The organism is Arthrobacter sp. 05T442, from assembly GCF_056395945.1.
Window position 1 is genome coordinate 301,603 of the sequence record NZ_JBFTKM010000001.1, and the last position, 26,059, is coordinate 327,661.

Sequence of the window (26,059 nt, forward strand, 5' to 3'; positions counted from 1 at the left end):
CCGTTCCACCCACCCCTGACCCACCAAGCTAAGGACCTGACCATGCCAGTCGTACTGGAACACCTGGGCAAGCGCTTCGGCGACGGCGACCCGGTGCTGGACGACGTCAACGCCGCCATCGGGCAGGGCGAGTTCGTCGCCCTGCTCGGTGCGTCCGGCTGCGGCAAGTCCACCCTGCTCAACATCATGGCGGGACTGGAGGCTCCGACGTCGGGAGCCCTGGAGGTGCCCAGCGACGGCGCCGCCTTCATGTTCCAGGACGCGGCGCTGTTCCCCTGGCTGACCGCGCGGGAGAACATCGAGCTGGCCCTGAAGCTGCGCGGCGTCGGAAAGTCCGGGCGCCGGGTGAAGGCCAACGAACTCCTGGACCTCGTGCACCTGGGCGGCGCGGGGGACAAACGCCCGCATGAGCTCTCCGGCGGAATGCGACAGCGCGTGGCCTTGGCCCGTTCGCTGGCCCAGGACCGGCAGCTGCTCCTCATGGACGAGCCGTTCGCGGCTCTGGACGCCATCACCCGCGACCTGCTCCATGACGAACTGGAACGGATCTGGAAGGAAACCGGCCGCACCATCGTCTTCGTCACCCACAACGTCCGCGAAGCCGTCCGCCTGGGCCAGCGCGTGCTCCTGCTCTCCTCCCGGCCCGGCCGCGTCGTGCAGGAATGGCACGTCACCGAAGAACACCGCACCGACGCCGGACTGGCCGGCCAGCTGACCGGCGTCATCACGGCCAGGCTACGCGAGGAGATCCGCCGCCATGCCAAGTAACCAACTCCCCGTAGCCGAAGCCGCAGCGGAAGCCCCGGCCGAGACGCGCAAAGTTCACGCAGCCCTGACCCGGTCCTCCACCGGCACGGAGGACCTGCGCGAGCTTGAATCCGGCCTGGATTCCCTGCAGTCCGACACCGACCGCAAGGCCCGCATCGACTGGAGCCGGATCCTGCTGCCGGTCGCCGCCTTAGCGGTTGTCCTTGTCGCCTGGCAGTTCTACGTGTCCCTGGGTTTCAAACGGCGCGACCTCGTGCCCGGCCCGCTGGACGTGCTTGGCCAGATGGGGACGCTCTGGAACGAAGGGAAAGCCCAGCAAGCCATGTGGACATCGCTGCAGCGCGGCGTCGTGGGCTTCCTGATCAGCGTGGTGATCGCAACTCCGGTGGGGCTCCTGCTGGCGCAGGTGGCGCCGCTGCGCCGGGCGTTCGGGCCGCTGATCTCGGGCCTGCAGGTGCTGCCCTCGGTGGCATGGGTTCCGGCCGCGATCATCTGGTTCGGGCTGACGGACGGAACCGTGTACTTCGTGGTGTTCATGGGCGCGATCCCCTCCATCATCAACGGGCTGATTTCCGGTGTGGACCAGATCCCGCCGCAGTACCGCAGCGTCGGCACGGTCCTGGGTGCGTCCCGGCTCCAGCTCGCCACGCAGATCATCCTGCCGGCGGCGCTGCCCGGCTATCTGGGCGGCCTCAAGCAGGGCTGGGCGTTCTCCTGGCGCTCCCTCATGGCCGCGGAGATCATCGCCGTCGGGGGATCCATCGGCTTCGGCCTCGGCTCCCTGCTCGACCAGGGCCGCGTCCTGTCGGACATGACCACGGTGATGACCGCCATCGTGCTGATCCTCGCCGTCGGCATCCTGATCGAACTGCTGGTGTTTGGCCCGATCGAGAAGCGGCTGCTCCGGCGCCGCGGCCTGCTGGCCGGAAGCACCCGCTAGCGACTTCCATAGCAACGCGGGGTCACATGCCGCCCATTTTCCTCAGGTTTATGGGCCGTGCGTGACCCCGCGACGCTTCTATGTCTGTCAAACGGCTGGAAAAGGGTACGGCGCGGACCGGTGGAGAGGCGGCTTTGGTGACCGGCCAGCTTTCCCTCTCCCCCCGTTGTTTTGGCTGCTGGCGAAGCTTGCGGAGCTGTGGCCGACGGAGACCTGTCTACCCGCGGGGCAAGGGGCGGGAAATTCCCGGAGGAAATCAGCGACGAAGGAGCGCCGCAGGGAAATTCCTGCACCGATCGATTAGTCCGCAGGCCCCAACGCGCTCAAGGGCCTCGCGTACTCTCCACGAGGAGGGTGACCCGCCGTTGGAAACGACGTTCTGCCAGTCCGCCGCGGCGTCCGCGGGATCAATCCCGATCACGCTCAAGGCCTCGTGATCCCGAAGATCAACAATCCGGTCGGCCTCAACGTCGAATCGCAATACCTCAAATTCGGGGGTGCGCTCGTTGGAGTGGGCAATCATTGCTGCTGCGACACCCTCACGTGAGGAGCTCAGGTAAAGCGTCGGGACGTCCCGGCGTGAATACCGCCACGCCGACCGGGACCCCTCCAACGCGGCATCCCGGTAGGCAGGATCAACAGCGCGATAGAAGCTTCCTGTCACTGTCCGCATTACTGCATCATCGACCTTGACGATTGGTTCGGCGCGGTGCATAACCATGGCTTCCTGCCCCCTGGGTCTCAACGTACATGCCGAGCCTCTCACGGCCAGTGGTGAATCTTTCAACGATTCCCGGTAAGGAATTCACTTACAGGCAGGAACCAGGGTCGTTTCGGCTCGCCTTGTACGCTGTGGCCATGCAGATTCGTGAAGCCACCCCGGATGACCTGGGGCAAGTGTTAGCACTCTGTGATGCCAGCGGCCGAACCCACTGGACCAGCGAGATGATCGCGCCCAGGAACGACCGCGTCGTGTTGGTGGCGTTCATACAGGGCGAGGTAGCCGGCGTGGCCAAAACACATTTCCACGCGGGTTCCGACGGCAACTCTCCCGCGGGCTACTATCTTGGGGGCGTGGTGGTCGCTCCGGCATTTCGCCGGCGAGGAGCCGGTTCTTCCCTTACCCGGGCGAGACTGGATTGGATCTGGCTCCGAGCCTCGACCGCCTACTACTTCACAAACGAACACAACACGGCATCGATCAGAATGCACGAGACTCTCAATTTCCGGCCACTCGCCCGATACACGAAGATCCGCGGAGTCACCGCGGACGACGGGCGGTCTGAGCTCATTCTCTTCGAGGCGTCCCGGTAGGCGATCCCTGAGTGGGTCGTTTTCAATCGGGAGGCGATATGAAGTTAAGCTGTTTGCCTTCCGCGGACGATCTGCGGCAGTGTGGGTGGAATTGAGGCGGCGGTTTCGCCGAATTGTGATGTGGCGGGCCGGCCGGGCTTTCAGTTGCGGGCCGGCCTCCACCGCCGATACCAATGGGATTCCCCAGACCCACACCGGACGCACGGTGACACCGAGCGCCAGATCTCCTTCCGTTTCGGCGTTTCGGAGCAGGCGACTTTGGAATAGACAAATTGCTCACCGTTACCGACCGCGTTTAGTTGGTTTCACGAGCCTGGTTTTGGAAGTTGGACTGACCAAACCCCGCTACAAATGACCGCCCTGAAACGACCGATCAGGCCGTCGCCCGGTATAGGCTCTGCTAGTTGGGGGCAGCCAAGGAGCGCTCCTGCATACGCCAGAAAGAAGCGCCCCTTATGAGCAATAACCATCACTCCTCCTATCAGCAACCGTGGCCCGCACAACCTTCGGGGCCGCAGCGTCCGGTCGGGATGCTCTCCCCGCAGGACGCTCAAAAGTCCCAACGCTGGCGGCTCATCCTGGGGTGCACGTCACTGGCCCTCGCCCTCTTCTCTGGCTTTTACGCCTACACGAACATCGCCTCAGTCATCCGCGCGAAGAATGCCGTTGAAGCCTCCGGCGGCTACGTCTCGGAGAGCGCCATGACCCTCGCCATTGCGATCATCGGGGTCTTCTGCATCCTTGCCATCGCCTACACCGGCATCGGGGCCTGGAACATCGCAGCCCGACGCTCCACAGCCAAATCTCCGCTCATCGCCGCGATCATCCTGGCAGCCACGGCCTTCATCCTCATCGTCGTCAACATGACAACCAAATCGACCGGGGGGACCCAGATCAGCGGGCTCGGCCTAAACGCACTCATCCTTTCCCGGGCCCTCATCGTCTTGCGGCTGAAGAACACGACTGCTTATCCCGCAGTCCCCGACTGGACCAACTGACAAGCGTCACATCACGAGCCGCGCCATGGATTCCCTAGATTCGAAGCACCAACGGATGCGGCTCTATTTGAAAGGCCATGAGCATATTGGGTGATGTCAGATACATTCCTCCCGAACAATGGGACACTCTCCCAGTGCAGCCGCCCTCGGGAGTGTGGCACCGTCGGGCGGTCCCGTGGATCGTGTCCGTTCTCGCTACAGGCGCGGTCATGGTTATCGCAACAGTGCTTATTGTGGCATTTCGGGCACAAACAATCGCCTGGATCATTTGGATCCCGATATCCTTTATCTTCATTGAAGGCGCCCCAATACTCGTGATCAGCATCAAGGCATCGGTGCCCTACTCGCGGGAACGGAAGCTCGGTTACACCACTTGGCCTGACTCGCGTAGGAAATAGCCAGAAGGATGCCGCCGCCCGAAATATTATGGCCGGCGAGCCAGCGTTCGAACAGTCAAAGGTATTGTTGGCCGCGGACAGGTCCCGCATGCGCTGCTGCTCCGCTGCACGTCTACGCGAGCAGTCAGACGCCGGTCGGTTGGCAACGGTAATTGCGGCTTAGCGCAGTCCTTTCAGGACATACCCGAATAGTCGCCTCTCGGCATTCCCGACATCGCTTCCTCATTCGCACGGTGAGGGATCCCTTGCGGGCTGCACCCTGCGCCAAATAGCGCTGTGAGAACGCCGCCATTTATCGCTGAAAGTCACACCCCCGGTGGCAGACTCGTTACGGCGGAGCGGTTCCGGACTGAGCTAGCCGACCTTAGCTCCGGTGGCCGGGGACCAGGTGATGCGGCCGCCCTGGTAGTCCTGGACGGTGCTGCCGGTTCCGGTGGAGTACTCCTCGGTGGTGGGGTAGCGCAGCCGTCCGGTGAGGAATCCGGTGGCCGCCCAGGCCTGGCGGATGGCCCCCATGGACAGGTGCGCCCCGGTGTCCGGGGACCAGATGATCGCCCCGCCCTGGTAGTCCTGGTAGCACCCGCCTCCGGGCTGGCCGCACTGGACATCCGTGGTCGGGTAGCGCATGGGCCCGGTCAGGTATCCCGAGAGCCCCCATCTGCCGCGGATGGCCCCGGTGGACAGGTGGGCGCCGCCGGCCGGGGACCAGATGATCGCCCCGCCCTGATAGTCCTGGTAGCAGCCACCCCCGGGCTGGCCACACTGGACATCAGAGGCCGGGTATCCCATGGGCCCGGTGAGGAACCCGGTCGATCCCCACTTCGTCCGGATCGGCCCGGTCGACAGGTGGGCGCCGGTGTCCGTGGACCAGATAATCGCCCCGCCCTGGTAGTCCTGGTAGCACCCGCCGCCGGCTTGGCCGCACTCGACATCCGAGGTCGGGTATCCCATGGGCCCGGTGAGGAACCCGGTCGATCCCCACTTCGTCCGGGTCGGCCCGCTGGAGGCGTGCGCGAAGGTGGCCGCGGACCAGATGATCGCCCCGCCCTGGAAGTCCTGGTAGCAGCCGCCGCCGGGCTGCCCGCACGTGAGGTCAGCGACCGGGTAGCCCAGGGGCCCCGTCTCCGCTCCGTGGACGGCCCAGGCGGTGTAAACGTCCCCGGAGGTGGAGTGGGCTCCGGTGGTCGGGGACCACCGGACCTGTCCGTTCCGGTACTGCTGGTAGCAGCCGCCGCCGGCCTGCCCGCAGGTGACGGGCGAGTCCTGGGATCCCAGGTAGGGATCGTTCGCGGCGGCCGTCTGGATTGCTGTTGCGGCCGGTTCGTAGGTCACATTGAAGGTGAGGGTCGTGAGGTCGACGCCCGTCCCGAGAGCATTGCCGTATCTGGTGTCGGCAAGGTTCCGGGCCAGGTCATAGAACTGGGCGGCTTCTACCTGGTATTGACCCGCAGGCCAGGCGCGGCCATCGACAGGCGCTGCGGCGGCCAGACCCGAGGACGTTGTTCCCGTCGTCGTTGAGCCCGCTGAGCTGATGTATATGAGGGTACGATCTGGCGCGCGCACCCAGAAGCTCATGCTGTCGACCTGGTTTTCATCAGTGGCCGTCCAGCGGATTTGGGGGACGTCCCCTACCCTAAGCGTGGTCGGTGACTCCAAGGAAACCGATGTGAGGACGGGCGGCGTGGAGTCCGCAGAGGTATCGCCGACTTGGACGGGGATGGTGGTGGCGTTGGTGGTGGCGCCGTTGCCGAGCTGCCCGTGTTTGTTGTCGCCCCAGGCACGGACCGTTCCGTCCGCGAGCAGGGCGCCGGTGGTGAATTCCATGGGCCTCGTGGTCGAGACGGCCGTGACGCCGGTCAGGCCGGTGACCTGGACGGGGACCCTTGAGGTGGTTGTGGTGCCATTCCCGACCTGGCCGGCAGGGTTGTAGCCCCAGGCGCGGACGGTCCCGTCCTGCATTACGGCGTAGGTGGTGTTGTCCGCGGCCGCCAGCGCTCTGACCCCGGTGAGGCCGGTGACCTGGACTGGGACGCTGCCGTCGTAAATGAAACCGCCGCCGAGGCCGCCGTTGGAGTTGTTGCCCCAGGCGCGGACGGTCCCGTCCTGCATCAGGGCATAGGCGGTGAACGACGCGGTCGCCAGCCCTGTGACTCCGGTGAGGCCGGTGACCTGGACGGGGACGCTGCTGCCGGGACCGTAGGTGCCGATGCCGAGCGCCCCGTAGTTGTTGAAGCCCCAGGCACGGACGGTGCCGTCCTGCAGGAGGGCGTAGGCGGTGTTGTCAGTGCACGCGATCGATGTGGCGCCGGTCAGGCCCGTAACCTGGACCGGGACATTGCTGTCGGCGGTAGTGCCGTTCCCCAGCTGCCCGGCGTAGTTCCATCCCCAGGACCGTACCGTACCGTCCTGGAGCAGGGCGTACGTGGTCTTGCCCGTGCTGGTGATCATCCTGACGCCGGTGAGGCCGGAGATCTGGGCGGGGGGAACCCTGCTGTTGGTCGTGGTGCCGTTGCCGAGCTCGCCGTAGTGGCTGGCGCCCCAGTCCCAGACCGTGCCGTCCTGCAACAGGGCGTACGAGGTACTTTCAGTAGCGGTGATCGAGGTGACGCCCGTGGGGCCGGGCACCTGGACCGGGACGCTGTTGTAGTTGGTCCCGATCCCCAGCTGGTTGTAGCCCCAGGTCCGTACTGTCCCGTCCTGCAGCAGGGCGTAGGCGGTGTGGTAACTCGTCGTTACGGCCGTGACGCTGGTGAGCCCGGTGACCTGGACGGGGACGTTGCTGTCGGTCGTGGTGCCGTTGCCAAGCTCCCCGCGGGTGCCGTTGCCCCAGGCCCTGACGGTTCCGTCGGTCATGAGCGCGTACTGCGTCTGGGCGCCACTGGCTATGGCCTTGACGCCTGTCAGTCCCGCCGGGGATGCAGGGGCGGCGGGAGCGAGGGCCGTAGCGGCCCTGACCGCAGCACCAGCGACGGAGGATGCGGCGGCCGCAGCCGCGGATGCAGGGAGAACGGCGCCGCCGCAGGCCAAGACCAGCGTAGAAAGGACTGTGAGCACGGCAGTCGTTAAGGAATATGGCAATGTTTTGGCCGTGTGCATGAAACCCCCAAAAAGATGCACCCACGGCAGGACTTGCCGTCTTTTCGGCACAAAATAACACGTCGTCGCCACGAAACCAATGAATGTCCACATTTCGGTGGCCGGCCTACCGGATCTGGAGGCATGAAAGACTCACAATGTGAACGATGACTCCAACGGTGCCCTGCACCATATTGAACTGTGGGTACCTAACCTCAAGCGAGCCAAGGATGAATGGGGTTGGATCTTGTCCCGCTTGGGATACGAGAATTATCAGAACTGGAGCAACGGGATCAGCTGGCGGCGGGCTCCCACCTACATAGTCGTCGAAGAATCACCGGACTTGAGCAGCCGAGAACATCAGCGCACTGCGCCCGGGCTGAATCACCTGGCATTCGGGGCCGGGAGCCGAGAAGATGTAGACGCTCTGGCTGGGGAGAGCGCGCATCACGGCTGGAGCCCGTTGTTCGCGGACAAGTACCCGAACGCCGGCGGGCCCGAACACTACGCCGCTTATCTCGTGAACTCCGATGGCTTCGAACTAGAACTCGTTGCCACCGTGTAGGAACGCCGGCTCAGTCAGAACGCCCGCTCAGGGTTCCGTAAGTGGAACGGCAAAACCGCCATGTCAGGCTGCGAATTAACCGCCATTCCGGGCTAACAGTCACACAGCATTCGTATGGGATTTTTCGCGGCGGGGGAGCGAGCCGAGGGTGTCGCGACGAGGGACCGTCTAACGGGCGGTCGCAACCTGGGGCCGGCCCACCGATGTCATATTCCGAAGTCGTCTGCACGGAACGTCAGGAGTCCTCTGCACTACGGGCTCATCTGGGGCGGGGCGGGTCGAGCAAGGATCCAGCGGGGCCGCCTGATTGGTGGTGCGGTTTGGCTAATTCGTTGGTGAGGCGTGCATGCCACAATGAGGCCCATGACTCGAATCCTCATGATCGGCATCCACGCGCGAGCCCTCGACTCTAGCAAGCTGCCTCCTGGCCTCGACGAGGCCACGATGACCGAACGGATCGAAGCGGGGTTCGGGGCCACTACGGCCGCCGGCTTCGACGCCGTCAACTGCCTGATCGGCACCTCCCCGGACGAGGCCGAAGCAGAGATTCGCTCGGCGTTCGGACGTGATCGTTTCGGCCTCGTGATGATCGGGGGCGGCATCAGGATGATCCCGGAGTACACCGAGCTCTTCGAACGGATCATTAACGTGTGCAATGCGGAATCGCCCGGAATCACCTTCTGCTTCAACACATCGCCCGAGACGACTCTGGACGCGTTGGAGCGTCACGCCCAGCCGTGAACGTCTGCGACGCGATCCGGTGCGTCGACTAGCCTCGGCGTTTCGTGTCGGCGGTCATGAGATGCGCCTCTGCTCACGTGCGGCTGCGATGTATTGGGAATAGGTGCTCGCCTTACGGGCACTGTTGCGACGCGGAGCGACCAAAAAACGCCGCCACAGAGCGACCAACTCCACACGTGCAGTGTTTCGTGCAAAGGTCAGTGTCGGCGTTCCGCGAATTGGCGCGGCGTCAGGAGCCGCGGACGATGCGGTGTGGCCAGCGCACGAATACGAGCGTTACTGGTCACGCTCACTCGCGGCGGCGCCCGGTAAAGGATCCCCTTACGGGACAGCTGAATCCCTGTGTCGCATAACCTCAGCGCCTCAAATCCCAAGGGTTTCGAGACAACTACCCTTGGCGGTCTTCCTGCTGAGTCGCTATCGTGACCCACGGTCGGTTCCGATGCGTACAAAGATCTTTCCCCAAGGATGAAGCGTTTTGCTAGAGCAAACCTCTGGGCGTTCATGGGGGCGCTTGTTGCATCAGGGTTCATTCGACCCTGGTTGGGGTTCTGGCCAACAGTCCTGCTGGCGCTGGTGCTGCTGCCGTCGTCATACCTTTCGGCCTTTCTGCCAGGCGCGAACGCAAGGAGTTGGAGGCGCAACGTCGGGCTGACAACTGAGGCGACGAGTTGGGGTGGGGGATACGTAGATGCTCACGGTCAGCAGCAGGGAAGCGGGAGCGATGAGGGCCGAGGCCCTATCGGGATCCAAACATCCCAGGGCGAAATCCATGACCGGGTCCAGGAGCAAACCGACTTCAAAGACGATGTAGGTGGTCGCGGTAGCAAGTGCTGCCCAGAACCCGAGCATGAGCGCCGGGCGAGAAGGCTGATCGCCGCTGGTGCCCATGTCGACCCGGGACACCGGGTGGCGGGAAACAGTCACCTTCCTCGGTTCCTCCCTTAGCTCATGACTTGTTGTTCGACCCACCGTTCTAGCGGTGGCACGAGCAGCAGCGCCGCCACGAGGGCGACCATCAGTACGTGCACGAAAGCATTCCATGCGGTCGTTCCGATTGTCTCGCCGGCGCCTACCGCGGCAAACCAGTATGGCAAGAGGGCAAGAAGCCCAAGTCCAGCGGAGGCGAGTGCAGGGTATTCCCACCAGTTCCAGCTGTCGAACAATCCCCAGGTCGCGACGCAGAAGCCGAGGACGGTCAGCAAGGAAAGAACCATCGTAATGTTCCACAAGGCACCGGAGGTATCCTGGCCGCGAGTAGCGAAAGTGGGAGTGAGCCAGAGCCAGCTGCTTCCGGCCATCAGCAGCGCGATCCCCCCAAGGTTGCGAAGAGTGAACATGGTCAAACCTTTTGGTCGTTTAACTATTGGAAGATTGGTCAGGCTCGCAGACACCCGGGAGCCTGCCTCGGGTCGTACCACCCCTTGCACCACCCATGTGTCAGGAAAGCCGCGAGAAATAGTCCCGATGATCCGGGCTGTCGTCGGCAGGCCTCGCTCAGCCCGGGAACCCGGAGTGGTTGCCGGTCGATGTGGGGCCAGTGGTCAGAGGCGTTGGCCTGAAGCCCTTGACGATCAGATAGATGCCCAGGGACAGTTCGAACACGGCCACGGGCAGTGCGGCAAGAACGGCGATCGGGGACACCGCGCCATAGGCGCCGAAGTAGATCGCGACGTCGGAAGCCAGGAGCAGCGGGGCGCCGATGAATGCGATGATCGGCAGGATCCGGGGCACCAGGGCGGAGCGGTAGAGCACGTAGCCCAGCAGAAGGTCGCAGGCCACGGGCATCAGGCTTTGGGAGAGCAGGAATGTCCAGTTGTAGGTTGCCATAAGGCTATGACTCATCGTGACCAGTGAGGCAGAGTCCGTGCCGGTGGTGCCGGCAACGTCGTTCCGCAGGGTGAGGATCGTGAGCAGGCTGACGACGCTGACGAAGATGAGGCAGGTTTCCAGGAGTCGGGCGGCCACGAGCCCCAGGGCTGCGGTTTGGCTGACTCGCTTGGCGACCGGGTACAGCACTACGGCGGTGCTGATGCCTGCCAGGCCGACGACGACCTCGGACAGGGCTCCCCACTGCACCCCCGTGGCACTGCCGGCGCCCAGGACGAAGGCGCCTGGGTCATCCTTCACGGCTTTGTACAGCGCGAGGGTGGGGATGGAGACAAACGTGAGCACGTACAGGATGCCGGCGGCCAGCGAGATTCGCCTCATTGGGTGCATTCGGCGCCGCTGGGCGGGTCCTCGGACCGGCGGGTTGATATGGGTGTTGGCCGTCATGACGTACTCCTTCGAAGGTGGGTTGCTCCGGGTTGTGAGAATCGCGCTGCACGGCGCCGGGTGTGGTGGGAGAAAATGATGGGTGGAAGGCCACTGTCATTCAGGTTCGAAGCGGTTCGTGAAGCTGTTCACTTCTGGCTTGTCGGTGCCCGCCACTTCAACCGTGTTTGGACTCTTTTAGGTCGTCGGCAGCGGATTCGGCCCGAGCATGATGGAGGCGTCTGCGCTTGGCGGTGGTTCGCTGCCACCCATGTCGAGCCGGAGCGGCGGATATTGGTCGGTCATCAGCGCCGCGTAGGCGGTGACGCGGAACACCCAGCGGTTCATGCCCATGACGAGGTCGAACACGCCGCGGGGGTAGCGGCCGGCGAACAACAGGACGAGACCGGCGATGCAGACCAGCAGGCCGATCAGGCCACTGCCGTAAGCCCAGGCGTTTCCATCACGCACCTGGTTATAGCCGCCGAAGGCGGCTCCGGTGAACACACAGACAATCAGGTAGTGCGGGAGCGCGAGCAGCCACCATTTCACCAACACGAGTCCGCGTGAAAGCGACTGCGGGTACTCAACGGACAGCCGTGCCGGGTAGTCCGGATCGTCGGCCAGCGTGAACGGGGGATAGTCGTCTGTGCCCAGCGCACTGTAGGAGTAGAAGCTGACCCGCCACGTCCAGCGCAGCACGCCGACGTTGAAGTCAAAAATTGCCCGCGGATAGCGTCCGGTGAACAAGATTGCGAAGAATGCCACGACCGACAGCACCAGGAAAACGATCCACAGGAAGAACAAAACAATGATGTGAGGGATGATCAGCAGCCATTTGACGAGCCATAGCCAACGGCTCAGGCGCGGGGAACGCTCCCCGTCGAGAACGAGCGGGTATGAAGTTAGTTGTGCCATGAGAAGTCCTTCCTTGAGCTGTAAACCGTTGCCCTGACCGGGGCGTCGGCGTTACAGCGGCGGGCGGGGTCTCTCCAGTTCGGCCAGGTCCGCGACTCTGTCGACGGTGGGGTTCTTACGCCGATACCCGCAACGGTAGGACGGTATATGGGACAGGTCAATAGGGACATGTCCTCCATGACAGCTATTATGGAGACATGGCTGAATGGGGCTTTCTGACTAATCACCTGCATGCGCTTTACTGCGTCGCGCGACACCCCGGGATCCGGATCCGGGAGGTCGCCGAAAGCGTGGGGGTCCAGGAGCGGGCGGCGCACCGTCTCGTTTCGGATTTGGTCGAGGGCGGTTACTTGACTCGTCGCCGGGTCGGGAGCCGCAACTTCTACGACCTGCATCCGAACCAGCCGATACGCCGTGAAGGTCTGGACGAGGTCGCGGTCGGTGAAATTCTCGACGTCCTCCTCAAGCGGGAGTGAGAAAAGGCAACCCAACACCCGCCCTCAACGGTCACGCTGAATCAAACTGCCATAGCCAGCGGAGACTCAGTGATCTCCGAGTGCTCTGTTCGCCAGGACTGGGTTCCCTACTACAATCACGGTGAGGCCCACAGCGGCATCAAATGCCAATCACTTCATCGAACGCGTGCACAACCTCAATGGGGGTTACAGCTAGTTCAGTAACGGTGTCCGGTAAGGGATCCGCAAATGAAACAGGCCTGATCCGGGGGTCTGACGGTATCCACTGCCGTGCTTATGCTGTCCGTATGGGTAGCTGGGGTACTGCGATTTTTTCTGATGACGTGGCCGCTGATGTGCGTGCGGACTGGCGAGAAGGGATTCTCGACAGAATTCCGCCCGAACAACTGACGGCAAAGCTCATCAATTCTTATGCGGCCCAGGCGGACGACCCTGACGAGGGTGTGGTTTTTTGGCTTGCCCTGGCCGCAGCCCAGCATGAGACCGGTCGACTCCGTCCCGACGTGCGGGAGAAGGCACTGGACATCCTTGACCGCGGGGGCGACGTTGCCCGCTGGGAAGAGGAGGATGCTGGCTTGGCGAAACAGCGCCAGCAAGTGCTGAACAGGCTACGGACTAAACTCGCCGGACCGCAGCCGGCACCGAAAGACTTGAAGCTTCAGGTGCCGTATGGTGTGGAGTTTTCCGTTGGTGATGCTGTGCTGCTGAAGTCTCCGGGCGGCAAGCGCGCGATCGCGGTGGTGGTCGGGCATGAACCCGGCTGGCCAAAAGGAACCGAAAACCCGGTGGTGGAACTGCTGCTATGGGAGGACACAGGGGAGCTGCCGACGCAAGAGTTCATGGCCACCGCGCCGCCCCTGTATACCGACAGCGAAGTTCCCAATCCTGTCAGACAGGGACCGGCCAGGATACGCCCGAACTTGTTTAGTGTTTTCACAGCGCAGAAAGCCTCAGTGTTCAACGCGGACATCGGTGAGGTGATCGCCCAGGGCATCACCCGGCCTCCGGCAGGCGATTACCGCGATGGGTCGGTGATGAGTGGCGAAGTCATCCTTTCGGCGGTCCAATGGAAGTGGTTCGGCGTGTTCATGGACCAACCCCGTTACGAGGCGATGCGTGAGCTGACTCGTACCCATACACGCCGGCAAAGCAAGCGGTGGCCGAATCTCTTCAAAAAAGGTGGCCTCTCATAACCAATGAGGCCATGCAGCATTCCCCCAACAAGATTGGCCCACTGCGCCGCCTTCGAAAGCGCCCGTTCAACGATCCTTTACCGGGCACTAGAACGTACCCCTAGGACTCACCCTGGATGACCGCGCTAACCTTCGTGCTGGGCAACCAGCCGTGACCATGCCGGAGCCGCCACCTCAGTCGGACGCTGAGAAGTAACCACTCAAGGGGGGAAAGCTTAGGATTTTCAGCATGCTATCTCCAGACGAAATTGCTGGTCTGCCGGTCGAAGAGTACGGGTTTCCGGGCCCTCTGCGAAATGCACTCGTGGACGCGATCCTTGACGGACGGAAGACGAGCACGACCTCTCTTGTCGTCCAATACGAGCTAGACGACGAGCCGTTGCCCGTCGTTGGCGAACGCGGCGTGGTCCTTGATTCGTCAGGGCGGCCCGTCTGCATCACGGAAGTTACCGAGGTTCGCGTAGTGCCCCTTGGCGCCGTTGATGCAGCTCACGCGGTCGACGAAGGCGAGGGTTACCAGGCAGTCTCCGACTGGCGTGCAGGGCACGAGGAATTCTGGCATAGCCCCCCCCTTTCGTGCCGCCATGCGTGATCCCACCTTTACGGTCTCGGACTCGACGGAAGCTGTTTTAGTGGGCTTCTGTGTCCCCGTCCAGCACTAAACTCCCGGCAAAAAGTCCGGCCTAACGAGTGCACGGTAAAGGATCCCTTGGCGGGCGGGGTGGTTGGTACCGGACACAAGCCGCTTACTGTTGTTGGTTGGAACGAGACCTTTGCGCATTCAGGCAGTACTTTGGGCGCACATACTAAGCCGACTGGGGAGACGCAGGCCGATGGAGCCTTATCGAAGTAATGTCGGCATCGAGTACCGGACAATCCGAGCCACGATACCGCTCGTAGAACTCACCGCGACCTCAGAGAAGCTCCATTTTAGGTTTAGGTTCGGCCTTGGGCTCATTTTCGGACCATGGCACTTCCGCAGGGAACACGTATTCGAGGTGTTCACGACACGCGGACTATTTTCCACGCGAATCCACATCCGCGGGGAAGGCTTTGAAATCTATGTCTATGCGTCACCTCCGGAACCGCTGCTCCTAACTCTCGAGGAACTCGGCTACCCAGTGGACTGGATCATGCGACGATGACAGCGCCGGAACGTGCGGTGGGTTCGGGTGCCCGGTGAAGGATCCCTGAGTGGCTCGTTTTCAGTCTGGAAGCGGCGTGAAGTTAAGCGGGTAGGCCTGCGGCGGACGATCTGCGGCAGTGTGGGTGGACTTGGGGCGGCGGTTTAGCCGAATTGAGATGTGGCGGGCATGCCGGGCTTCCAGTTACGGGCCGGCCTCCAACCTACCGACGGTATATCGAGGGCCACCCCCTGCTTCAAGTTCCGGCGATCGCGAGCCCTTGAACGAAGTAGTGCCGACAACCGAAGGACGGCGATCGTGAGGTAGATGACGAGCGTCAGACCGAAGACGCTCATAGGAATGTAGAAGAACGGGCTTGATACTTTGGGCCGGGTCGATAATACGGTAGCGACCATAGCAAGGGCTTCCACTACGAAAATGGCCTTGAACAGCAAGAAGAAGTTCCCAAACCTGTTCCAGTAATACAGGGACTCTCTTCCGTATTTTCCCGAAGCTATCAGGCGATCGAAATACGTCATCGCGGCGGGGTCAGCTGCGGACGGTTTTGACGGTTCCAGAAGGACCTCGGCTTGGTTGGGAGTGGCGTTGTTCGGTTGACGGTCACGATAGCAAATACTACGAACAGCAACGACGTGGTCAATCGAGGAGGACGATGTCGTGGCGAAGCAATGGGGCGAGAGAGAGCGGAAGCATCATCGAGCGGCGTCCAATTACGTCGAGGTCTTGTCCACTGCGGATGTCGGTAAATCGATCTGCGTCGACGGCCTGAGAGACTAACGATTTGAAGTACAGGCCCCGCCAGGAGCCGCCACGGATGAACGTCTGCACGACCAGAGCGATCGTAAACAATCATCAAATCGTCACCTTCGAGGTAGACGTACCCCTCCATAACACTGCCGTCAATCGAAGTGAGGGGATCCCCCACAATGATTTCGACTCGGTCATCGGCCATTATTAACGGAAGCAGGGCGGCACAGGCCTCCGGTTGCCACGCTTTCGGCCACGAGATTGACTCCATGGCACCATCCTTCCTCACGCTTGGGTCCGCCTAGCCTGCGCCCGTTAGCCGGTCCCGCACCGGACGTCTCCACTGGTTGTATCCATGTGCACGGTGAGGGATCCGCTTACGGGCGAGGTTCTGAAAGTTCCTGACAAACTAGCCGCATGACCACGATCTTCACGCATAAGCCGACAATCGAGGGCCGACGCGTCAAACTGCGACCGGTTCAGGCTCAGGACGCACCTACAATGCATCGGATACTTCAGGACGCCGAAGCCGCAATTCTGACCGGAACAGTGCACTCCAGCAGGCAGACGACGCTGCCTTGGACTGTTGATGACCTCCGCGTGACGTACGAACGCTGGAGCTCCGCTGATGACCGTCTCGTCCTCGCCGTGATCGATCAGGCGACGGACGCGATGGTTGGAGAAGTCGTGCTCAACGACTGGAACGAGTTGAATCGCTCCTGCGGCTTCCGCACTTTCCTTGGCGCCGAAGGCCGCGGCCGAGGGCTTGGCAGTGAGGCGACCGAGCTGATTGTCCGGCACGGCATACACGAGCTTGGTCTTCACCGAATAGCTCTTGAGGTTTATGCCTTCAACCCGCGCGCCCGGCATGTCTATGAGAAAGTAGGATTTCGCTACGAAGGAACGGGCCGGGACGCACTGTGGTTCGACGAGCAATGGATTGACGTTCACTACATGTCGATTCTTGAAACCGACGTACCACTGAGTCGTAGAGGATCGGCTAACGGGCGCCTGGACTAGCGGAGGTAAGCGCCGAAAGTACTGGGTCATTGAGGATGCGCGCCAAGGTGGCCTGCCCAAGCGCGCTCATCCTTGGGTTCGTCTCCCGGTAGTACCACACCAGGCCCATCGCCTGCTGGAATGCCCATGCGGCTCCGCGCCACCACTCAAGGTCACCGCAAGCCAGCTCACTGCGGAGGAGTGACCTCCTCTCGTCATCGAGCATGTGCCATGCGGCGACAAGATCGAGAGATGGGTCAGCCGGAGCGAACCCCCCGCCATCCAGCACGCCAACCAATCGGCCGTCCTCAACGAGGAGATTACCGGGAATCAAATCACCGTGCGTCATCACCACGGTGTCAGCATTAGGCAAGCTCCGGAATTCCGCCCAGAGTGCGCGGAGCCGATCGACCGGAAGGAGTCCATCACTTTCTCGGAAACAGGCTTCCATCCACGCGTCAGAGCCATGAAGGTCTCCACCACGCCCAGAGCCGGCGAAATGGCGTCCCTTCGTGTCGGCAGCGCGAAGCGAACGTATGAGGTCCACGACGTCATGGGCAAACATTTCGGAGTGCGCTAAGTCGTGGGGTGTTGCAACTGCCCCGTGGATCCAGGTCTGAACAGTCCACGGCAATGGATAGCCGTAACCCGGATCGCCCATGGCAACAGGCGCCGGTGTCGCGACCGGACAACATGCGGCCAACTCGCGCATTGCCGCAGCTTCCCGGGCGAGCTCCGCCCTCATATCGGTTGGATCGGCGGAGCGCAGCGGGAATCGTGCCGTAAGGTCGGCACCGATTCGAAAAATGGCGTTCACTGTGCCGTCCGTTGTGATGCGACGGACACATTCAAGGCGCCATTCCGGAAACTGGTCGATGATCAGCCGACGAGCGACTTGCTCGTCAATGTGCAACTCATCGTCGTGCATAGCCATGCTGGCTACGTTAGCTGCTTTGCGCGAACGTCCCAGTGGAGGTTCCTCTAACGGCCAGTTTGGCGCCGTGCCAAGATAAGGCCATGCGCATTGAAGAGTGGTGGCCAAAGGTGGACCCGTCAACCCAGCAATGGTTGATCAACAACAACGGCGACGTCGTACCGCCGAACATTCTGGATCAGATCATGGCTGTGGCAGGCGCACCGACGGCAGATTCTTCCTGGATTGGGGACAACGCTCCGGAGGGATTTTTCCTCTCGGATGAGGCAATCGACTGGATCGAGGAAACGGCAAACGATGAGGTTTCTGAGGACGAGTAGTTGATCCGTGTCGGGTCAACCGAATCGCCGGACTGCTTACCATGGCCTCACCCTAGCGGCACGTTCAGCGATCCCGCTGGAGGGAACCCTCTACGGGACACGTGGTGGCCGTCGCATCCGACGGTCATACTCTGCGACTGGCTCCACGCCCGGGGATCTAGATATGTGGGGCGGGGCGGCGGCCGCGAGTTGACTGGAAACGTATTAGGTAGCCGTCCGGATCGCTAACGAGGAACTGCTCCACCCCGGCCTCCTCGTTGCCGATGCGGTACCACTTCGTCTCGGGCTGCATAAGGACATCGATCCCGGCACTCGCTAGCGCTTTAGATAGCAGTGTTGTGTTGGGGACGTTGATCTGAAAGTTGATGCCGCGGCCATGGGGAGCCTCCAATGGGCCCGTAATCCAGTTCCGGCCGACCCCGATTTGCTCAAGCATCAGGTGAGCAACACCGAGAGCGATGTATGCAAAGCGCTCCTCAGGTCGCGAGTAAAGCACCTCAAATCCACAAACATCGCACCAGAATGCAAGGCTGCGATCTAGATCAACGACCAAGAGCTCGGGAACAAGCGCTGGTTCGAGGCTTTGAGTCATGCACCTATAGTCGCACTGCCCGTAAGTCAGTGAGGATGTAGGTGGCATCACCTGCTGGCTTACGGGCAGCCGACTTTCGAAAGCTAGTCTTTAGCTGTGAAAGACGAGGAAGTCCTCAACGGAGGCAATGCCAGCGGAGTGGTTATGCGTGTGGGGTCAACAGTCCGCAAGCCGTGGACCGATGCAACCCCTAGTGTCCTCGCCTTCATGACAGCAGTTCGGGAGGCGGGTGTCGATGTCCCCTCTATCCTCGGCCAGGATGAGCAGGGTAGGCAGGTCACCGAGTTCATTCCAGGGTGGCTTGCGCTCGATTCGGATCCACTCACACATTCGGAACTCGGTCGGGTCGGAGCGATGGTGCGAGCCATTCACGACGCGAGCGAAGCATTCACGCCCGACCCTGCCGCGGCGTGGATCACCGCGATTCCCAGCCCCGGCGAAGAGCTAATTTGCCACAACGACCTTGCCCCGTGGAACCTCATCATCGGCGAACGATGGACCTTTATCGACTGGGACGCTGCCGCGCCGAGCACCCGGCTTTGGGACCTCGCCTATGCCGCCCAAGCCTTCACGCTCTCCAACACCCAGCAGGCCCCCACGGAAGCGGCACAGAATCTCGCGGCATTCGTGGATGGCTATGCAGCAGACGCTGGCCTGCGAGCCGACCTGCCTGCCGCGATGCATCGCCGGGCCGCGGCCATGTATAACCTCCTGAGGTCTTCTAACGAGGCAGATAAGGAGCCATGGGGCACGATGTATGCCAGTGGGCACGGTGACCATTGGAGAGCAGCAACTCAATACGCGGGGCAGCATCAGTCCATCTGGGCGGAAGCGCTCTCACCACCAACACGTTGACGGATCGGCTAGCGGGCAGGAACGATGGAGCGGTTCGGCTCGCCCAGTACGCTCTGTCCATGCAGATTCGTGAATCGACCCTGGACGACCTGGGACATGTGAATGTCGTCTGTGATGCCAGCGACCGGGCACGCTGGACCGGTGAGATGATCGCCCCAGGGAGCGACCGCGTCGTATTGGTGGCTGTCACGCAAGGCGAGATCGTCGGCGTAGCCAAAACGCGTCTCCACCAGGATCCGGAAGGCAGCGCTCCCGCAGGCCACTATCTCGGGGGCGTGGTGGTCGCTCCCGGGTTCCGCCGGCGAGGAGTGGGTTCTGCCCTCACCCGGGCGAGATTGGAATGGATCTGGTCTCGGGCTTCGATCGCTTACTACTTTACGAACGAACACAACACGGCATCCATCAGAATGCACGAGACTCTCGGTTTCGGGCCGGTCGCCCGATCCTCGGAGGTTCGCGGAGTGACCGCGGACGACGGTCGGTCCGAGCTCATTCTCTTCGAGGCGTCCCGATAAGCGATCGTCTTGCGGACGGCTTCGAGGTGAAAATTCGTGACCGGCGATGCGTTGTGCCGAGTCAGATTCTCTACTGAGCCGCTCTATCCCTGTTGAATAGGCAGATGACGACGATTGAGATTCGCTCTGCCAAAGATCGGGACATACAGGACCTCGCGCTGGTACACGTCCACGCGTGGCAGTGGGCCTACCGCGGACTAATCTCGGATGTCGTTCTAGAAGGACTCAATGCTGATCAGCGAGCCGCAAGCTGGAACCAAATGCTGCACGAGGAGATGCTTCCTCGTCCTTTGGTCGCCGTGGCTAGCGGGGCCATCGTTGGCTTCGTCCACGCAGACACCAGCCGGAATAATGACGCCGACGCGCTAACCGGAGAGGTGACTGCCCTGTACCTCGTTCGGGACCACGTTGGTGCGGGAGTCGGACGTCAGTTATGGGACGCGGCACTCAATCAGCTACGCAACAGCGGCCACACCGCACTCACCGTTTGGGTTCTCGAGGCGAATCAGCGTGGGAGGCACTTCTACCAACGGATGGGCATGACAATGGATGGCACCATCAAAGAACAGACGATGGGCGGTTCCGTACTAACCGAAGTACGGTACCAATCCTCGTTGAGTGCGTTGTGAGCGGTGTGCCATCGAGGATCCCTGAACGTACACCGCTAAAGTCTGCCTGATCCAGACACGTCTCTACCGAGGGAGGTACTCATCCAGAACGCGGTGAGTGTCAGTATCTCTGCACGTTTGCGGGTGCCGTTCCCAGTTGTTCGCCGGTGACGAAAACGGATTCCTCCTAGTCCTCAGCGATCATCGGACAGCTGCGATCTAAGTTCTGCTGCCCGGGAAGCGAGCCTGTGACGCTGGTCTCGGGTGAGCCTTCTGACTTGCAGGTCGAGGACTGCACGGCTTCCCAACTCGCCCACACCCAACAGCTGGCCCACGCCACGTCTTGCTTCGTCCACGTTCTCTGAGTCCTCAATCATCTGGAAGACCTCGTCACGTCGATCCATCGCCCGCAGTAGAGCATCGATGATCATCAGTTCTTCCCTCGTGTGCCGCTCGTCCTCATCCATGCGGCGATCCTTGCACGACGGGAGTCCTTGGGGCACTACGTCCATTAGGGATCGGCTTGCGGGCGCTACGCATTTGCAGCCCAGCTGTCACGTATCGCTAGTGCGAGACAGTCAGGTCGCCTCCGTTAGCCCCCAGGAATTCCGCAGCGGGAGTTAGACCGAAGCCCGGCATGCTCAACCGCACCTTCATGCGCTCTTATTGCGGGAAGGGATTTGCCCCGGCAATGTGGGTTGAGGCCGTTCCCGCGGTGGCGTAAAGGGAGTTGAGTTGGCGGTAGAGGGTTCGGGCGATGTAGCGCTTGAGGGATCTGCGGATTTCGCGGTAGCTGCGGGCCTTCTTGGGTGCGTCTGGTGACGTAGTCGCGGGTTCCGGGGTCATGGGCCATCCGGGTCATGGTGATGGTGTGCAAGCCTCTGTTGAGGCGCCTATCACCGCCCCGGTTGAGCCTGTGCCTGACAGTGTTGCCGCTTGAGGCTGGCAAGGGACTCACCCCTGCCAGCGATGCAAAGGCAGCTTCGCTGCGAACCCTTCCTGGATGCGACCAAGCTGTCAGGACAGCAGCGACCGTGACAGCCCCAGCGCCCACCATCTCCAACAGCGGCGCAGCGGGGCTTTCCTGGATCAGCTCTGTCATGCGCTTGTGGTTCGCAGCCAGCTGGGTGGTCACTTCGAGAACGCGGCGCGCCAACCGAACTGCTTCCTCGCGCGCGATCGATAGTTCGATCTGCTCCTGTCGTTCCCGCCATCGGGTGATCGTGGCGATCTGGGCGGGAACCAGAGGTTTACGAGCGTCAATTCCCAGATCGTGTGCCCGGAGTAAGGCGATGAGTGCATTGACATTCATTGTTCGTTCCCGGGTCAACTGATCCCGTGCTGCGCTCAGGATCCTGAGTCCGGCGCGGGTTCCTTCATCCCTGCGCGGGGCGCGGAGCTGGGACTCCTCTATGGCCAGGACTGCGGTTCCGATGGCGGCGGCGTCCAGCGGGTCGGATTTACCGATTCCCCGGCGCCCGCGGGCGTTCATCCGGGGAGCTTCGGCGACGTCGCAGCCGGCATCGGCTCCTACGGGCCAGACGTGCCCCCTAGGAGCCGATACCCTCGACGGCCCATAGACAGGCCATGTCGCCGTCGGTCCGTCGGCCTACCCAGGCAAGTGCGCGGGAAATCCCTGCCAGGGTGGTCGGGAACTGTTCGCACGCGATCTGTCGCTTGGTGCTGGCCTCGATGATGGCGTACGTGTGTGTGCGGGCGTGACAGTCCACGCCGACGACGAACGGGCGGGTCTGCGCAACGATAGTCAACGCGGCCACCCTCCTTCCTTTCGAACGGGCAAGACTGGTCGCATCACGACCGGCACTGACCTGGGAAGAGTCACTTCGAGGCAATACTGTGATGAGCCACAACCTCCAAAGGCTGGGCAAGCTTCTAATCAAGCCACCGACGTGGGACAGGTCAACGCCGGCCGCTCCACCCGGCGCGGACAAGTCGGGGGAAACGCACCCTCGCGGGGGCAATTGTTTATTCGAGTCACGCGCCAGGCAGAACGACCGGCATCCACACTGCCAGCTAGTCCCAGACCAACCACAGTAAGACTCACATTGTTCTTTGCTGCCCCAGGGATCGGGGCCCGGTCCGGCCCCTCGTGACGCCTTGTCCGGACCCCGGGACGAGCCTAGACTCGCGACTATAGGCCGGTTTTCGGCCAATCCCGCCCAATTCTGAGGAGACAGCCGTGGCGCCAAAATACGGAGTGCTGGCACTGGTCGAAGCCAAGCCGGGGAAGGAGCAGGATGTCTGGGACTTCCTCAACGGCGGCCGCGACATCGTCCTGACGGAGCCCGGCACCCGGACCTGGTACGCCTTCCGGGTCAACGAGAACACGTTCGGCATCTTTGACACCTTTGACACCGAGGCGGACCGGCAGGCCCACCTCGACGGAGCCATCCCCGCGGCCCTTGGCCAGCACGGCCCGGCCATGCTGGCCAAGGACCCCGACATCAAACTGATCGAGCTCATCGCGGTGAAATAGGTCGATGGCCGCCCAGCCGCCGGCCGAACGGGGGCACATTGACACGGACACGCCGTCATTTGAGCCCGAAGTGGCTGTTCCGGCCGTCGAAGTGCCCCCGGCCGTCGAAGTGCCCGCGGACGGCGACAGGGACGGCGACAGGGACGGCGACAGGGACGGCGACAGGGGACCCAGGGCGCCGTCCGGACCGCACCCAGATGACGAACAACTATGTGACGCGGCGTTACCCTGCGTGAACGGGTGTTTCCGCCGCCGTTGTTGGTCCCGCACGCCGCGCCTATCGTCGATGCATGGCAATTCAGGACATTTACCCCACCGCGCTGCGCCTGCTCGGCCGCCCCGTGCTGGTCGTCGGCGGCGGCCCGGTCGCCGCACGGCGCGCCAAGGGGCTGCTCGACGCCGGCGCCCGCGTCACGGTGGTGGCGCCGCTGGCGTCCCCGGCCCTGCGTGAACTTGCCGATGCCGGGCTCCTGACCTGGGAGCAGCGCCCCTACCGGCCGTCCGACGTCGACGGCGCCTGGTTCGTCCAGACCGCCACCGGCGACGCCGCCGTGGACGCGCAGGTCTCAGCCGACGCCGAGGGGCAGCGGATCTGGTGCGTCAACGCCTCCGACCACGAAGCCTCCGCCGCCTGGACCCCCGCCGTCGCCGTCGTGGACGACATCAAGATCGCCGTGAACGCCGGGGGAGACCCGCGCCGCGCCATGGCCCTGCGCGACGCCGTCGCCACTGCCCTCGAAACAGGAGACCTGCCGCTGCGCCGGCGGCGGGCCCGGACCGATCCGTCCGCCGGCTCCGTTGCCCTGGTGGGCGGAGGCCCCGGCGACACCGGGCTCATCACGGTCCGCGGCCGGCGGCTCCTGGGCCAGGCCGACGTCGTGATCGCGGACCGCCTGGGCCCGCGCGAGCTCCTCGCGGAACTCGCGCCCGATGTCCGCGTAATCGAGGTCGGCAAGACCCCCGGCCACCACCCCGTGCCGCAACAAGAGATCAACGCCATCCTCGTGGCAGAAGCCCGGCAGGGCCACCGCGTGGTCCGGCTCAAGGGCGGGGACCCCTACGTCCTGGGCCGCGGCGGCGAGGAAGCCGAATTCTGCCGCCAGCACGGCGTCGAGGTGGAAGTGGTTCCCGGCGTCACGTCGGCGATCTCCGTCCCCGCCGCCGCCGGCATTCCCGTCACGCACCGCGGACTGGCCAAGGGCTTCAGCGTAGTGACCGGCCACGAGGAGCTGTCCGAGGTCCCCGCCCGCGCCGATCACACGATCGTCCTGCTCATGGGCGTGGGCCAGCTCCGGGATTCCGCCGACTCCCTGGCACGCGCCGGTTTGCCTCAGGGGACACCTGTTGGCATCGTAGAGAATGGTTACCTGCCGAACCAGCGGGTCACCATCGGAACCCTGGGGACCATCGCAGACCAGGCGGAGGACGTCGGCGTCGCGAATCCGGCCGTGATCGTGATCGGCGACGTCGTCCGCGTCAGCCCGTACGCGCCGTCGCACTTCAAGACCGCCGATTACAGCACCACCTCCCCGAACGCCCCCCGTACATCCCGCACCACCAGGACCCGCGTACTGACCCCGTAGCCCCACCCAACTAGCTCGCAGCAGGGGCCGTTTTGAGCCCTCAAAACGGCCCTAAGTGCGAGTCAGTTGGGCCGTGACAGAAAAAAGGAACACAGCCGTGTCAACAAGCACCCCCGTAGGAACCGCCGCCCGCCCGCTGCGCGTCGCCGTCGTCGGCTCCGGCCCCGCCGGTGTCTACGCCGCGGACATCCTGACCAAGAGCGAGGCGGTCAAGAGCGGCGAGCTCACCGTCAGCATCGACCTCTTCGACCGCTACCCGGCACCCTACGGCCTGATCCGCTACGGCGTGGCGCCGGACCACCCCCGCATCAAGGGGATCGTCAACGCCCTGCACAAGGTCCTGGACCGGGGCGACATCCGCTTCTTCGGCAACGTGGACTACGGCACGGACCTCTCCATCGAGGACCTGCGCACGCACTACGACGCCGTCATCTTCGCCACCGGCGCCATCAAGGACGCGGACCTGAACATTCCGGGCATCGAACTCGAGGGCTCCTTCGGCGGCGCCGACTTCGTCTCCTGGTACGACGGGCACCCGGACGTGTCCCGCGACTGGCCGCTGGAGGCCAAGGAAATCGCCGTGATCGGCAACGGCAACGTGGCCCTGGACGTGGCCCGCATGCTCTCCAAGCACGCCGATGACCTCCTGGTCTCGGAGATCCCGGACAACGTCTACCGCGCCTTGAAGGATTCCCCGGTCACGGACGTGCACGTCTTCGGCCGCCGCGGCCCCGCCCAGGTCAAGTTCACCCCGCTGGAACTGCGCGAACTCTCCCATTCCAAGGACGTCGACATCATCCTCTACGCCGAGGACTTCGAGTTCGACGCCGAATCCGACCGCCAGATCCAGACCAACAACCAGACCAAAACCATGGTGGGCACGCTCACCAACTGGATCGCCGAGCAGCCCGAGGACCTCTCCGAGCTCACAGCCTCCCGCCGCCTGCACCTGCACTTCCTGCACAGCCCGGTGGAGGTGTACGGGGACAATACCGGCGACGCCGGCGCGCCCGGCCGCGTCGCCGGTATCAAGTTTGAGCGCACGGAACTGGACGGCACGGGCAACGCCCGCGGCACCGGCGAGTTCGTCGACTACCCGGTCCAGGCCGTCTACCGCGCGATCGGCTACTTCGGCTCCGCCCTGCCCGAGGTCGAATTCGACCACAAGAAGGGCGTTGTGCCGAACGACGGCGGCCGTGTCCTCGATGCCTCCGGCGCCCACGTGCCGGGGATTTACGCGACCGGCTGGATCAAGCGCGGTCCGGTGGGGCTCATCGGCCACACCAAGGGCGATGCCCTGGAAACCGTGACCTACCTTCTGGAAGACCGCGAAAACCTCCCGGTTGCGGAGGCACCCGCCGAAAGTGCCGTCGTCGAGCTCCTGGAAAGCCGCGGCGTGCAGTTCACCAGCTGGGAGGGCTGGCTGGCGCTGGACGCCCACGAACTCGCCCTCGGAGCCGAGGCGACGGCCGCCGGCGGTTCGCACGGCGTCGCGGTGGCCCGTGAGCGCATCAAGGTGGTCCCGCGTCAGGCCATGGTTGCCATCTCCCGCGACGGCGTGGCTGCGCAGGTCTGAGCTCCCGCCACTGTCTGGGGACTGGCGAAAAGCAGGGCTGTAGTCA

At 63.2% G+C, this 26,059-nt stretch carries 26 protein-coding genes and 1 pseudogene; 17 read left to right on the plus strand and 10 right to left on the minus strand.

The genetic code is table 11. The annotated features are described in order from the left end of the window. The first annotated feature begins 42 nt into the window (after positions 1 to 42). Together AC1DES_RS01390 and AC1DES_RS01395 are read left to right on the plus strand one after the other, a co-directional pair. Entirely contained in the window at positions 43 to 768 is a 726-nt protein-coding gene (locus tag AC1DES_RS01390; RefSeq protein WP_476893898.1) for an ABC transporter ATP-binding protein, read from the plus strand. Next, complete coding sequence (locus AC1DES_RS01395; RefSeq protein WP_476893899.1) at positions 758 to 1,708, plus strand: ABC transporter permease; 951 nt, start codon at positions 758 to 760, stop codon at positions 1,706 to 1,708. Before AC1DES_RS01390 ends, AC1DES_RS01395 begins: the two co-directional genes overlap by 11 nt. Before the next feature lie 256 nt (positions 1,709 to 1,964). Here the strand turns inward: AC1DES_RS01395 and AC1DES_RS01400 are convergent, their stop codons facing one another. Next, complete coding sequence (locus tag AC1DES_RS01400) at positions 1,965 to 2,429, minus strand: RES domain-containing protein (RefSeq protein ID WP_476893900.1); 465 nt, start codon at positions 2,427 to 2,429, stop codon at positions 1,965 to 1,967. A gap of 137 nt (positions 2,430 to 2,566) precedes the next feature. On the opposite strand from AC1DES_RS01400, the gene AC1DES_RS01405 reads away from it, so the two are divergent. After that, positions 2,567 to 3,022 carry an N-acetyltransferase family protein gene (locus AC1DES_RS01405; protein WP_476893901.1) on the plus strand — a complete coding sequence of 152 codons (456 nt, stop codon included), beginning with the start codon at positions 2,567 to 2,569 and terminating at the stop codon, positions 3,020 to 3,022. A 455-nt stretch (positions 3,023 to 3,477) separates the two neighbouring features. Then, positions 3,478 to 4,020 carry a hypothetical protein gene (locus tag AC1DES_RS01410; protein ID WP_476893902.1) on the plus strand — a complete coding sequence of 181 codons (543 nt, stop codon included), beginning with the start codon at positions 3,478 to 3,480 and terminating at the stop codon, positions 4,018 to 4,020. 752 nt (positions 4,021 to 4,772) lie between these two features. Here AC1DES_RS01410 and AC1DES_RS01415 read toward each other — a convergent pair. Continuing rightward, on the minus strand, positions 4,773 to 7,472 hold the full coding sequence (locus AC1DES_RS01415; protein ID WP_476893903.1) for an RCC1 domain-containing protein: 2,700 nt from the start codon (positions 7,470 to 7,472) through the stop codon (positions 4,773 to 4,775). Between the two features lie 181 nt (positions 7,473 to 7,653). On the opposite strand from AC1DES_RS01415, the gene AC1DES_RS01420 reads away from it, so the two are divergent. After that, on the plus strand, positions 7,654 to 8,058 hold the full coding sequence (locus AC1DES_RS01420) for a VOC family protein (protein WP_476893904.1): 405 nt from the start codon (positions 7,654 to 7,656) through the stop codon (positions 8,056 to 8,058). A 363-nt stretch (positions 8,059 to 8,421) separates the two neighbouring features. Continuing rightward, the gene (locus AC1DES_RS01425) at positions 8,422 to 8,799 is read left to right on the plus strand and encodes a hypothetical protein (protein WP_476893905.1); all 378 of its coding nucleotides are present in this window, start codon (positions 8,422 to 8,424) and stop codon (positions 8,797 to 8,799) included. Positions 8,800 to 9,743: 944 nt separating this feature from the next. On the opposite strand, the gene AC1DES_RS01430 is transcribed toward AC1DES_RS01425, so the two are convergent. The 3 genes from AC1DES_RS01430 to AC1DES_RS01440 all read right to left on the minus strand — a co-directional run bounded on the left by AC1DES_RS01430 (position 9,744) and on the right by AC1DES_RS01440 (position 11,973). Beyond that, positions 9,744 to 10,139 carry a hypothetical protein gene (locus AC1DES_RS01430; protein ID WP_476893906.1) on the minus strand — a complete coding sequence of 132 codons (396 nt, stop codon included), beginning with the start codon at positions 10,137 to 10,139 and terminating at the stop codon, positions 9,744 to 9,746. 157 nt (positions 10,140 to 10,296) lie between these two features. Then, a complete protein-coding gene (locus AC1DES_RS01435) occupies positions 10,297 to 11,076 on the minus strand; it encodes a DUF4386 domain-containing protein (protein ID WP_476893907.1) in 780 nt (259 codons plus the stop codon). A gap of 177 nt (positions 11,077 to 11,253) precedes the next feature. Next, complete coding sequence (locus AC1DES_RS01440; RefSeq protein WP_476893908.1) at positions 11,254 to 11,973, minus strand: DUF4389 domain-containing protein; 720 nt, start codon at positions 11,971 to 11,973, stop codon at positions 11,254 to 11,256. Positions 11,974 to 12,170: 197 nt separating this feature from the next. On the opposite strand from AC1DES_RS01440, the gene AC1DES_RS01445 reads away from it, so the two are divergent. From AC1DES_RS01445 to AC1DES_RS01455, 3 genes are all read left to right on the plus strand, one after another. Continuing rightward, complete coding sequence (locus AC1DES_RS01445) at positions 12,171 to 12,449, plus strand: helix-turn-helix transcriptional regulator (RefSeq protein ID WP_476893909.1); 279 nt, start codon at positions 12,171 to 12,173, stop codon at positions 12,447 to 12,449. 287 nt (positions 12,450 to 12,736) lie between these two features. Beyond that, positions 12,737 to 13,642, plus strand: coding sequence for a hypothetical protein (locus AC1DES_RS01450; protein WP_476893910.1), 906 nt, complete (start codon positions 12,737 to 12,739; stop codon positions 13,640 to 13,642). A 229-nt stretch (positions 13,643 to 13,871) separates the two neighbouring features. Further along, the gene (locus AC1DES_RS01455) at positions 13,872 to 14,234 is read left to right on the plus strand and encodes an ASCH domain-containing protein (protein ID WP_476893911.1); all 363 of its coding nucleotides are present in this window, start codon (positions 13,872 to 13,874) and stop codon (positions 14,232 to 14,234) included. A 1,189-nt stretch (positions 14,235 to 15,423) separates the two neighbouring features. On the opposite strand, the gene AC1DES_RS01460 is transcribed toward AC1DES_RS01455, so the two are convergent. Then, the gene (locus tag AC1DES_RS01460) at positions 15,424 to 15,615 is read right to left on the minus strand and encodes a hypothetical protein (protein ID WP_476893912.1); all 192 of its coding nucleotides are present in this window, start codon (positions 15,613 to 15,615) and stop codon (positions 15,424 to 15,426) included. A 336-nt stretch (positions 15,616 to 15,951) separates the two neighbouring features. Between AC1DES_RS01460 and AC1DES_RS01465 the strand changes: the two genes are divergently transcribed. After that, a complete protein-coding gene (locus AC1DES_RS01465) occupies positions 15,952 to 16,554 on the plus strand; it encodes a GNAT family N-acetyltransferase (RefSeq protein WP_476893913.1) in 603 nt (200 codons plus the stop codon). Here AC1DES_RS01465 and AC1DES_RS01470 read toward each other — a convergent pair. Beyond that, entirely contained in the window at positions 16,535 to 17,467 is a 933-nt protein-coding gene (locus AC1DES_RS01470) for an aminoglycoside phosphotransferase family protein (protein ID WP_476893914.1), read from the minus strand. The genes AC1DES_RS01465 and AC1DES_RS01470 overlap by 20 nt on opposite strands. Positions 17,468 to 17,550: 83 nt before the next feature. Between AC1DES_RS01470 and AC1DES_RS01475 the strand changes: the two genes are divergently transcribed. Then, a complete protein-coding gene (locus AC1DES_RS01475; RefSeq protein WP_476893915.1) occupies positions 17,551 to 17,787 on the plus strand; it encodes a hypothetical protein in 237 nt (78 codons plus the stop codon). Positions 17,788 to 17,944: 157 nt separating this feature from the next. Here AC1DES_RS01475 and AC1DES_RS01480 read toward each other — a convergent pair whose 3' ends face one another. Beyond that, positions 17,945 to 18,379: a bleomycin resistance protein gene (locus tag AC1DES_RS01480; RefSeq protein WP_476893916.1), complete on the minus strand. Its 435-nt coding sequence runs from the start codon at positions 18,377 to 18,379 to the stop codon at positions 17,945 to 17,947. Positions 18,380 to 18,475: 96 nt separating this feature from the next. Between AC1DES_RS01480 and AC1DES_RS01485 the strand changes: the two genes are divergently transcribed. From AC1DES_RS01485 to AC1DES_RS01495, 3 genes are all read left to right on the plus strand, one after another. Further along, complete coding sequence (locus tag AC1DES_RS01485) at positions 18,476 to 19,234, plus strand: phosphotransferase (protein WP_476893917.1); 759 nt, start codon at positions 18,476 to 18,478, stop codon at positions 19,232 to 19,234. Positions 19,235 to 19,293: 59 nt separating this feature from the next. Further along, positions 19,294 to 19,749 (plus strand): N-acetyltransferase family protein, encoded by a 456-nt coding sequence (locus AC1DES_RS01490; RefSeq protein ID WP_476893918.1) that lies wholly within the window; start codon positions 19,294 to 19,296, stop codon positions 19,747 to 19,749. A gap of 104 nt (positions 19,750 to 19,853) precedes the next feature. Beyond that, positions 19,854 to 20,378 (plus strand): N-acetyltransferase family protein, encoded by a 525-nt coding sequence (locus AC1DES_RS01495; RefSeq protein WP_476893919.1) that lies wholly within the window; start codon positions 19,854 to 19,856, stop codon positions 20,376 to 20,378. 173 nt (positions 20,379 to 20,551) lie between these two features. On the opposite strand, the gene AC1DES_RS01500 is transcribed toward AC1DES_RS01495, so the two are convergent. Then, positions 20,552 to 20,824 carry a DNA gyrase subunit A gene (locus tag AC1DES_RS01500; RefSeq protein WP_476893920.1) on the minus strand — a complete coding sequence of 91 codons (273 nt, stop codon included), beginning with the start codon at positions 20,822 to 20,824 and terminating at the stop codon, positions 20,552 to 20,554. Between the two features lie 196 nt (positions 20,825 to 21,020). Then, a pseudogene (locus tag AC1DES_RS01505) lies at positions 21,021 to 22,135 on the minus strand (IS110 family RNA-guided transposase). Between the two features lie 422 nt (positions 22,136 to 22,557). On the opposite strand from AC1DES_RS01505, the gene AC1DES_RS01510 reads away from it, so the two are divergent. The 3 genes from AC1DES_RS01510 (at position 22,558) to AC1DES_RS01520 (ending at position 26,013) form a co-directional block, all read left to right on the plus strand. Further along, the gene (locus AC1DES_RS01510) at positions 22,558 to 22,854 is read left to right on the plus strand and encodes a putative quinol monooxygenase (protein ID WP_226759316.1); all 297 of its coding nucleotides are present in this window, start codon (positions 22,558 to 22,560) and stop codon (positions 22,852 to 22,854) included. A gap of 290 nt (positions 22,855 to 23,144) precedes the next feature. Further along, the gene (gene cobA, locus AC1DES_RS01515; protein WP_476893921.1) at positions 23,145 to 24,437 is read left to right on the plus strand and encodes a uroporphyrinogen-III C-methyltransferase; all 1,293 of its coding nucleotides are present in this window, start codon (positions 23,145 to 23,147) and stop codon (positions 24,435 to 24,437) included. A 97-nt stretch (positions 24,438 to 24,534) separates the two neighbouring features. Beyond that, a complete protein-coding gene (locus tag AC1DES_RS01520) occupies positions 24,535 to 26,013 on the plus strand; it encodes an FAD-dependent oxidoreductase (protein WP_476893922.1) in 1,479 nt (492 codons plus the stop codon). The last annotated feature ends 46 nt before the right edge of the window (positions 26,014 to 26,059 follow it).

Bases quoted from the DNA above. Each gene is read 5' to 3' on its own strand.
- AC1DES_RS01440 (WP_476893908.1), bottom strand. From the start codon at position 11,973: ATGGCACAACTAACTTCATACCCGCTCGTTCTCGACGGGGAGCGTTCC.
- AC1DES_RS01400 (WP_476893900.1), bottom strand. From the start codon at position 2,429: ATGGTTATGCACCGCGCCGAACCAATCGTCAAGGTCGATGATGCAGTA.
- AC1DES_RS01425 (WP_476893905.1), top strand. From the start codon at position 8,422: ATGACTCGAATCCTCATGATCGGCATCCACGCGCGAGCCCTCGACTCT.
- AC1DES_RS01435 (WP_476893907.1), bottom strand. From the start codon at position 11,076: ATGACGGCCAACACCCATATCAACCCGCCGGTCCGAGGACCCGCCCAG.
- AC1DES_RS01395 (WP_476893899.1), top strand. From the start codon at position 758: ATGCCAAGTAACCAACTCCCCGTAGCCGAAGCCGCAGCGGAAGCCCCG.
- cobA (WP_476893921.1), top strand. From the start codon at position 23,145: ATGGCAATTCAGGACATTTACCCCACCGCGCTGCGCCTGCTCGGCCGC.
- AC1DES_RS01490 (WP_476893918.1), top strand. From the start codon at position 19,294: ATGCAGATTCGTGAATCGACCCTGGACGACCTGGGACATGTGAATGTC.
- AC1DES_RS01390 (WP_476893898.1), top strand. From the start codon at position 43: ATGCCAGTCGTACTGGAACACCTGGGCAAGCGCTTCGGCGACGGCGAC.
- AC1DES_RS01450 (WP_476893910.1), top strand. From the start codon at position 12,737: ATGGGTAGCTGGGGTACTGCGATTTTTTCTGATGACGTGGCCGCTGAT.
- AC1DES_RS01410 (WP_476893902.1), top strand. From the start codon at position 3,478: ATGAGCAATAACCATCACTCCTCCTATCAGCAACCGTGGCCCGCACAA.
- AC1DES_RS01470 (WP_476893914.1), bottom strand. From the start codon at position 17,467: ATGGCTATGCACGACGATGAGTTGCACATTGACGAGCAAGTCGCTCGT.
- AC1DES_RS01445 (WP_476893909.1), top strand. From the start codon at position 12,171: ATGGCTGAATGGGGCTTTCTGACTAATCACCTGCATGCGCTTTACTGC.
- AC1DES_RS01455 (WP_476893911.1), top strand. From the start codon at position 13,872: ATGCTATCTCCAGACGAAATTGCTGGTCTGCCGGTCGAAGAGTACGGG.
- AC1DES_RS01475 (WP_476893915.1), top strand. From the start codon at position 17,551: ATGCGCATTGAAGAGTGGTGGCCAAAGGTGGACCCGTCAACCCAGCAA.
- AC1DES_RS01500 (WP_476893920.1), bottom strand. From the start codon at position 20,824: ATGGATGAGGACGAGCGGCACACGAGGGAAGAACTGATGATCATCGAT.
- AC1DES_RS01480 (WP_476893916.1), bottom strand. From the start codon at position 18,379: ATGACTCAAAGCCTCGAACCAGCGCTTGTTCCCGAGCTCTTGGTCGTT.
- AC1DES_RS01465 (WP_476893913.1), top strand. From the start codon at position 15,952: ATGACCACGATCTTCACGCATAAGCCGACAATCGAGGGCCGACGCGTC.
- AC1DES_RS01495 (WP_476893919.1), top strand. From the start codon at position 19,854: ATGACGACGATTGAGATTCGCTCTGCCAAAGATCGGGACATACAGGAC.
- AC1DES_RS01405 (WP_476893901.1), top strand. From the start codon at position 2,567: ATGCAGATTCGTGAAGCCACCCCGGATGACCTGGGGCAAGTGTTAGCA.
- AC1DES_RS01430 (WP_476893906.1), bottom strand. From the start codon at position 10,139: ATGTTCACTCTTCGCAACCTTGGGGGGATCGCGCTGCTGATGGCCGGA.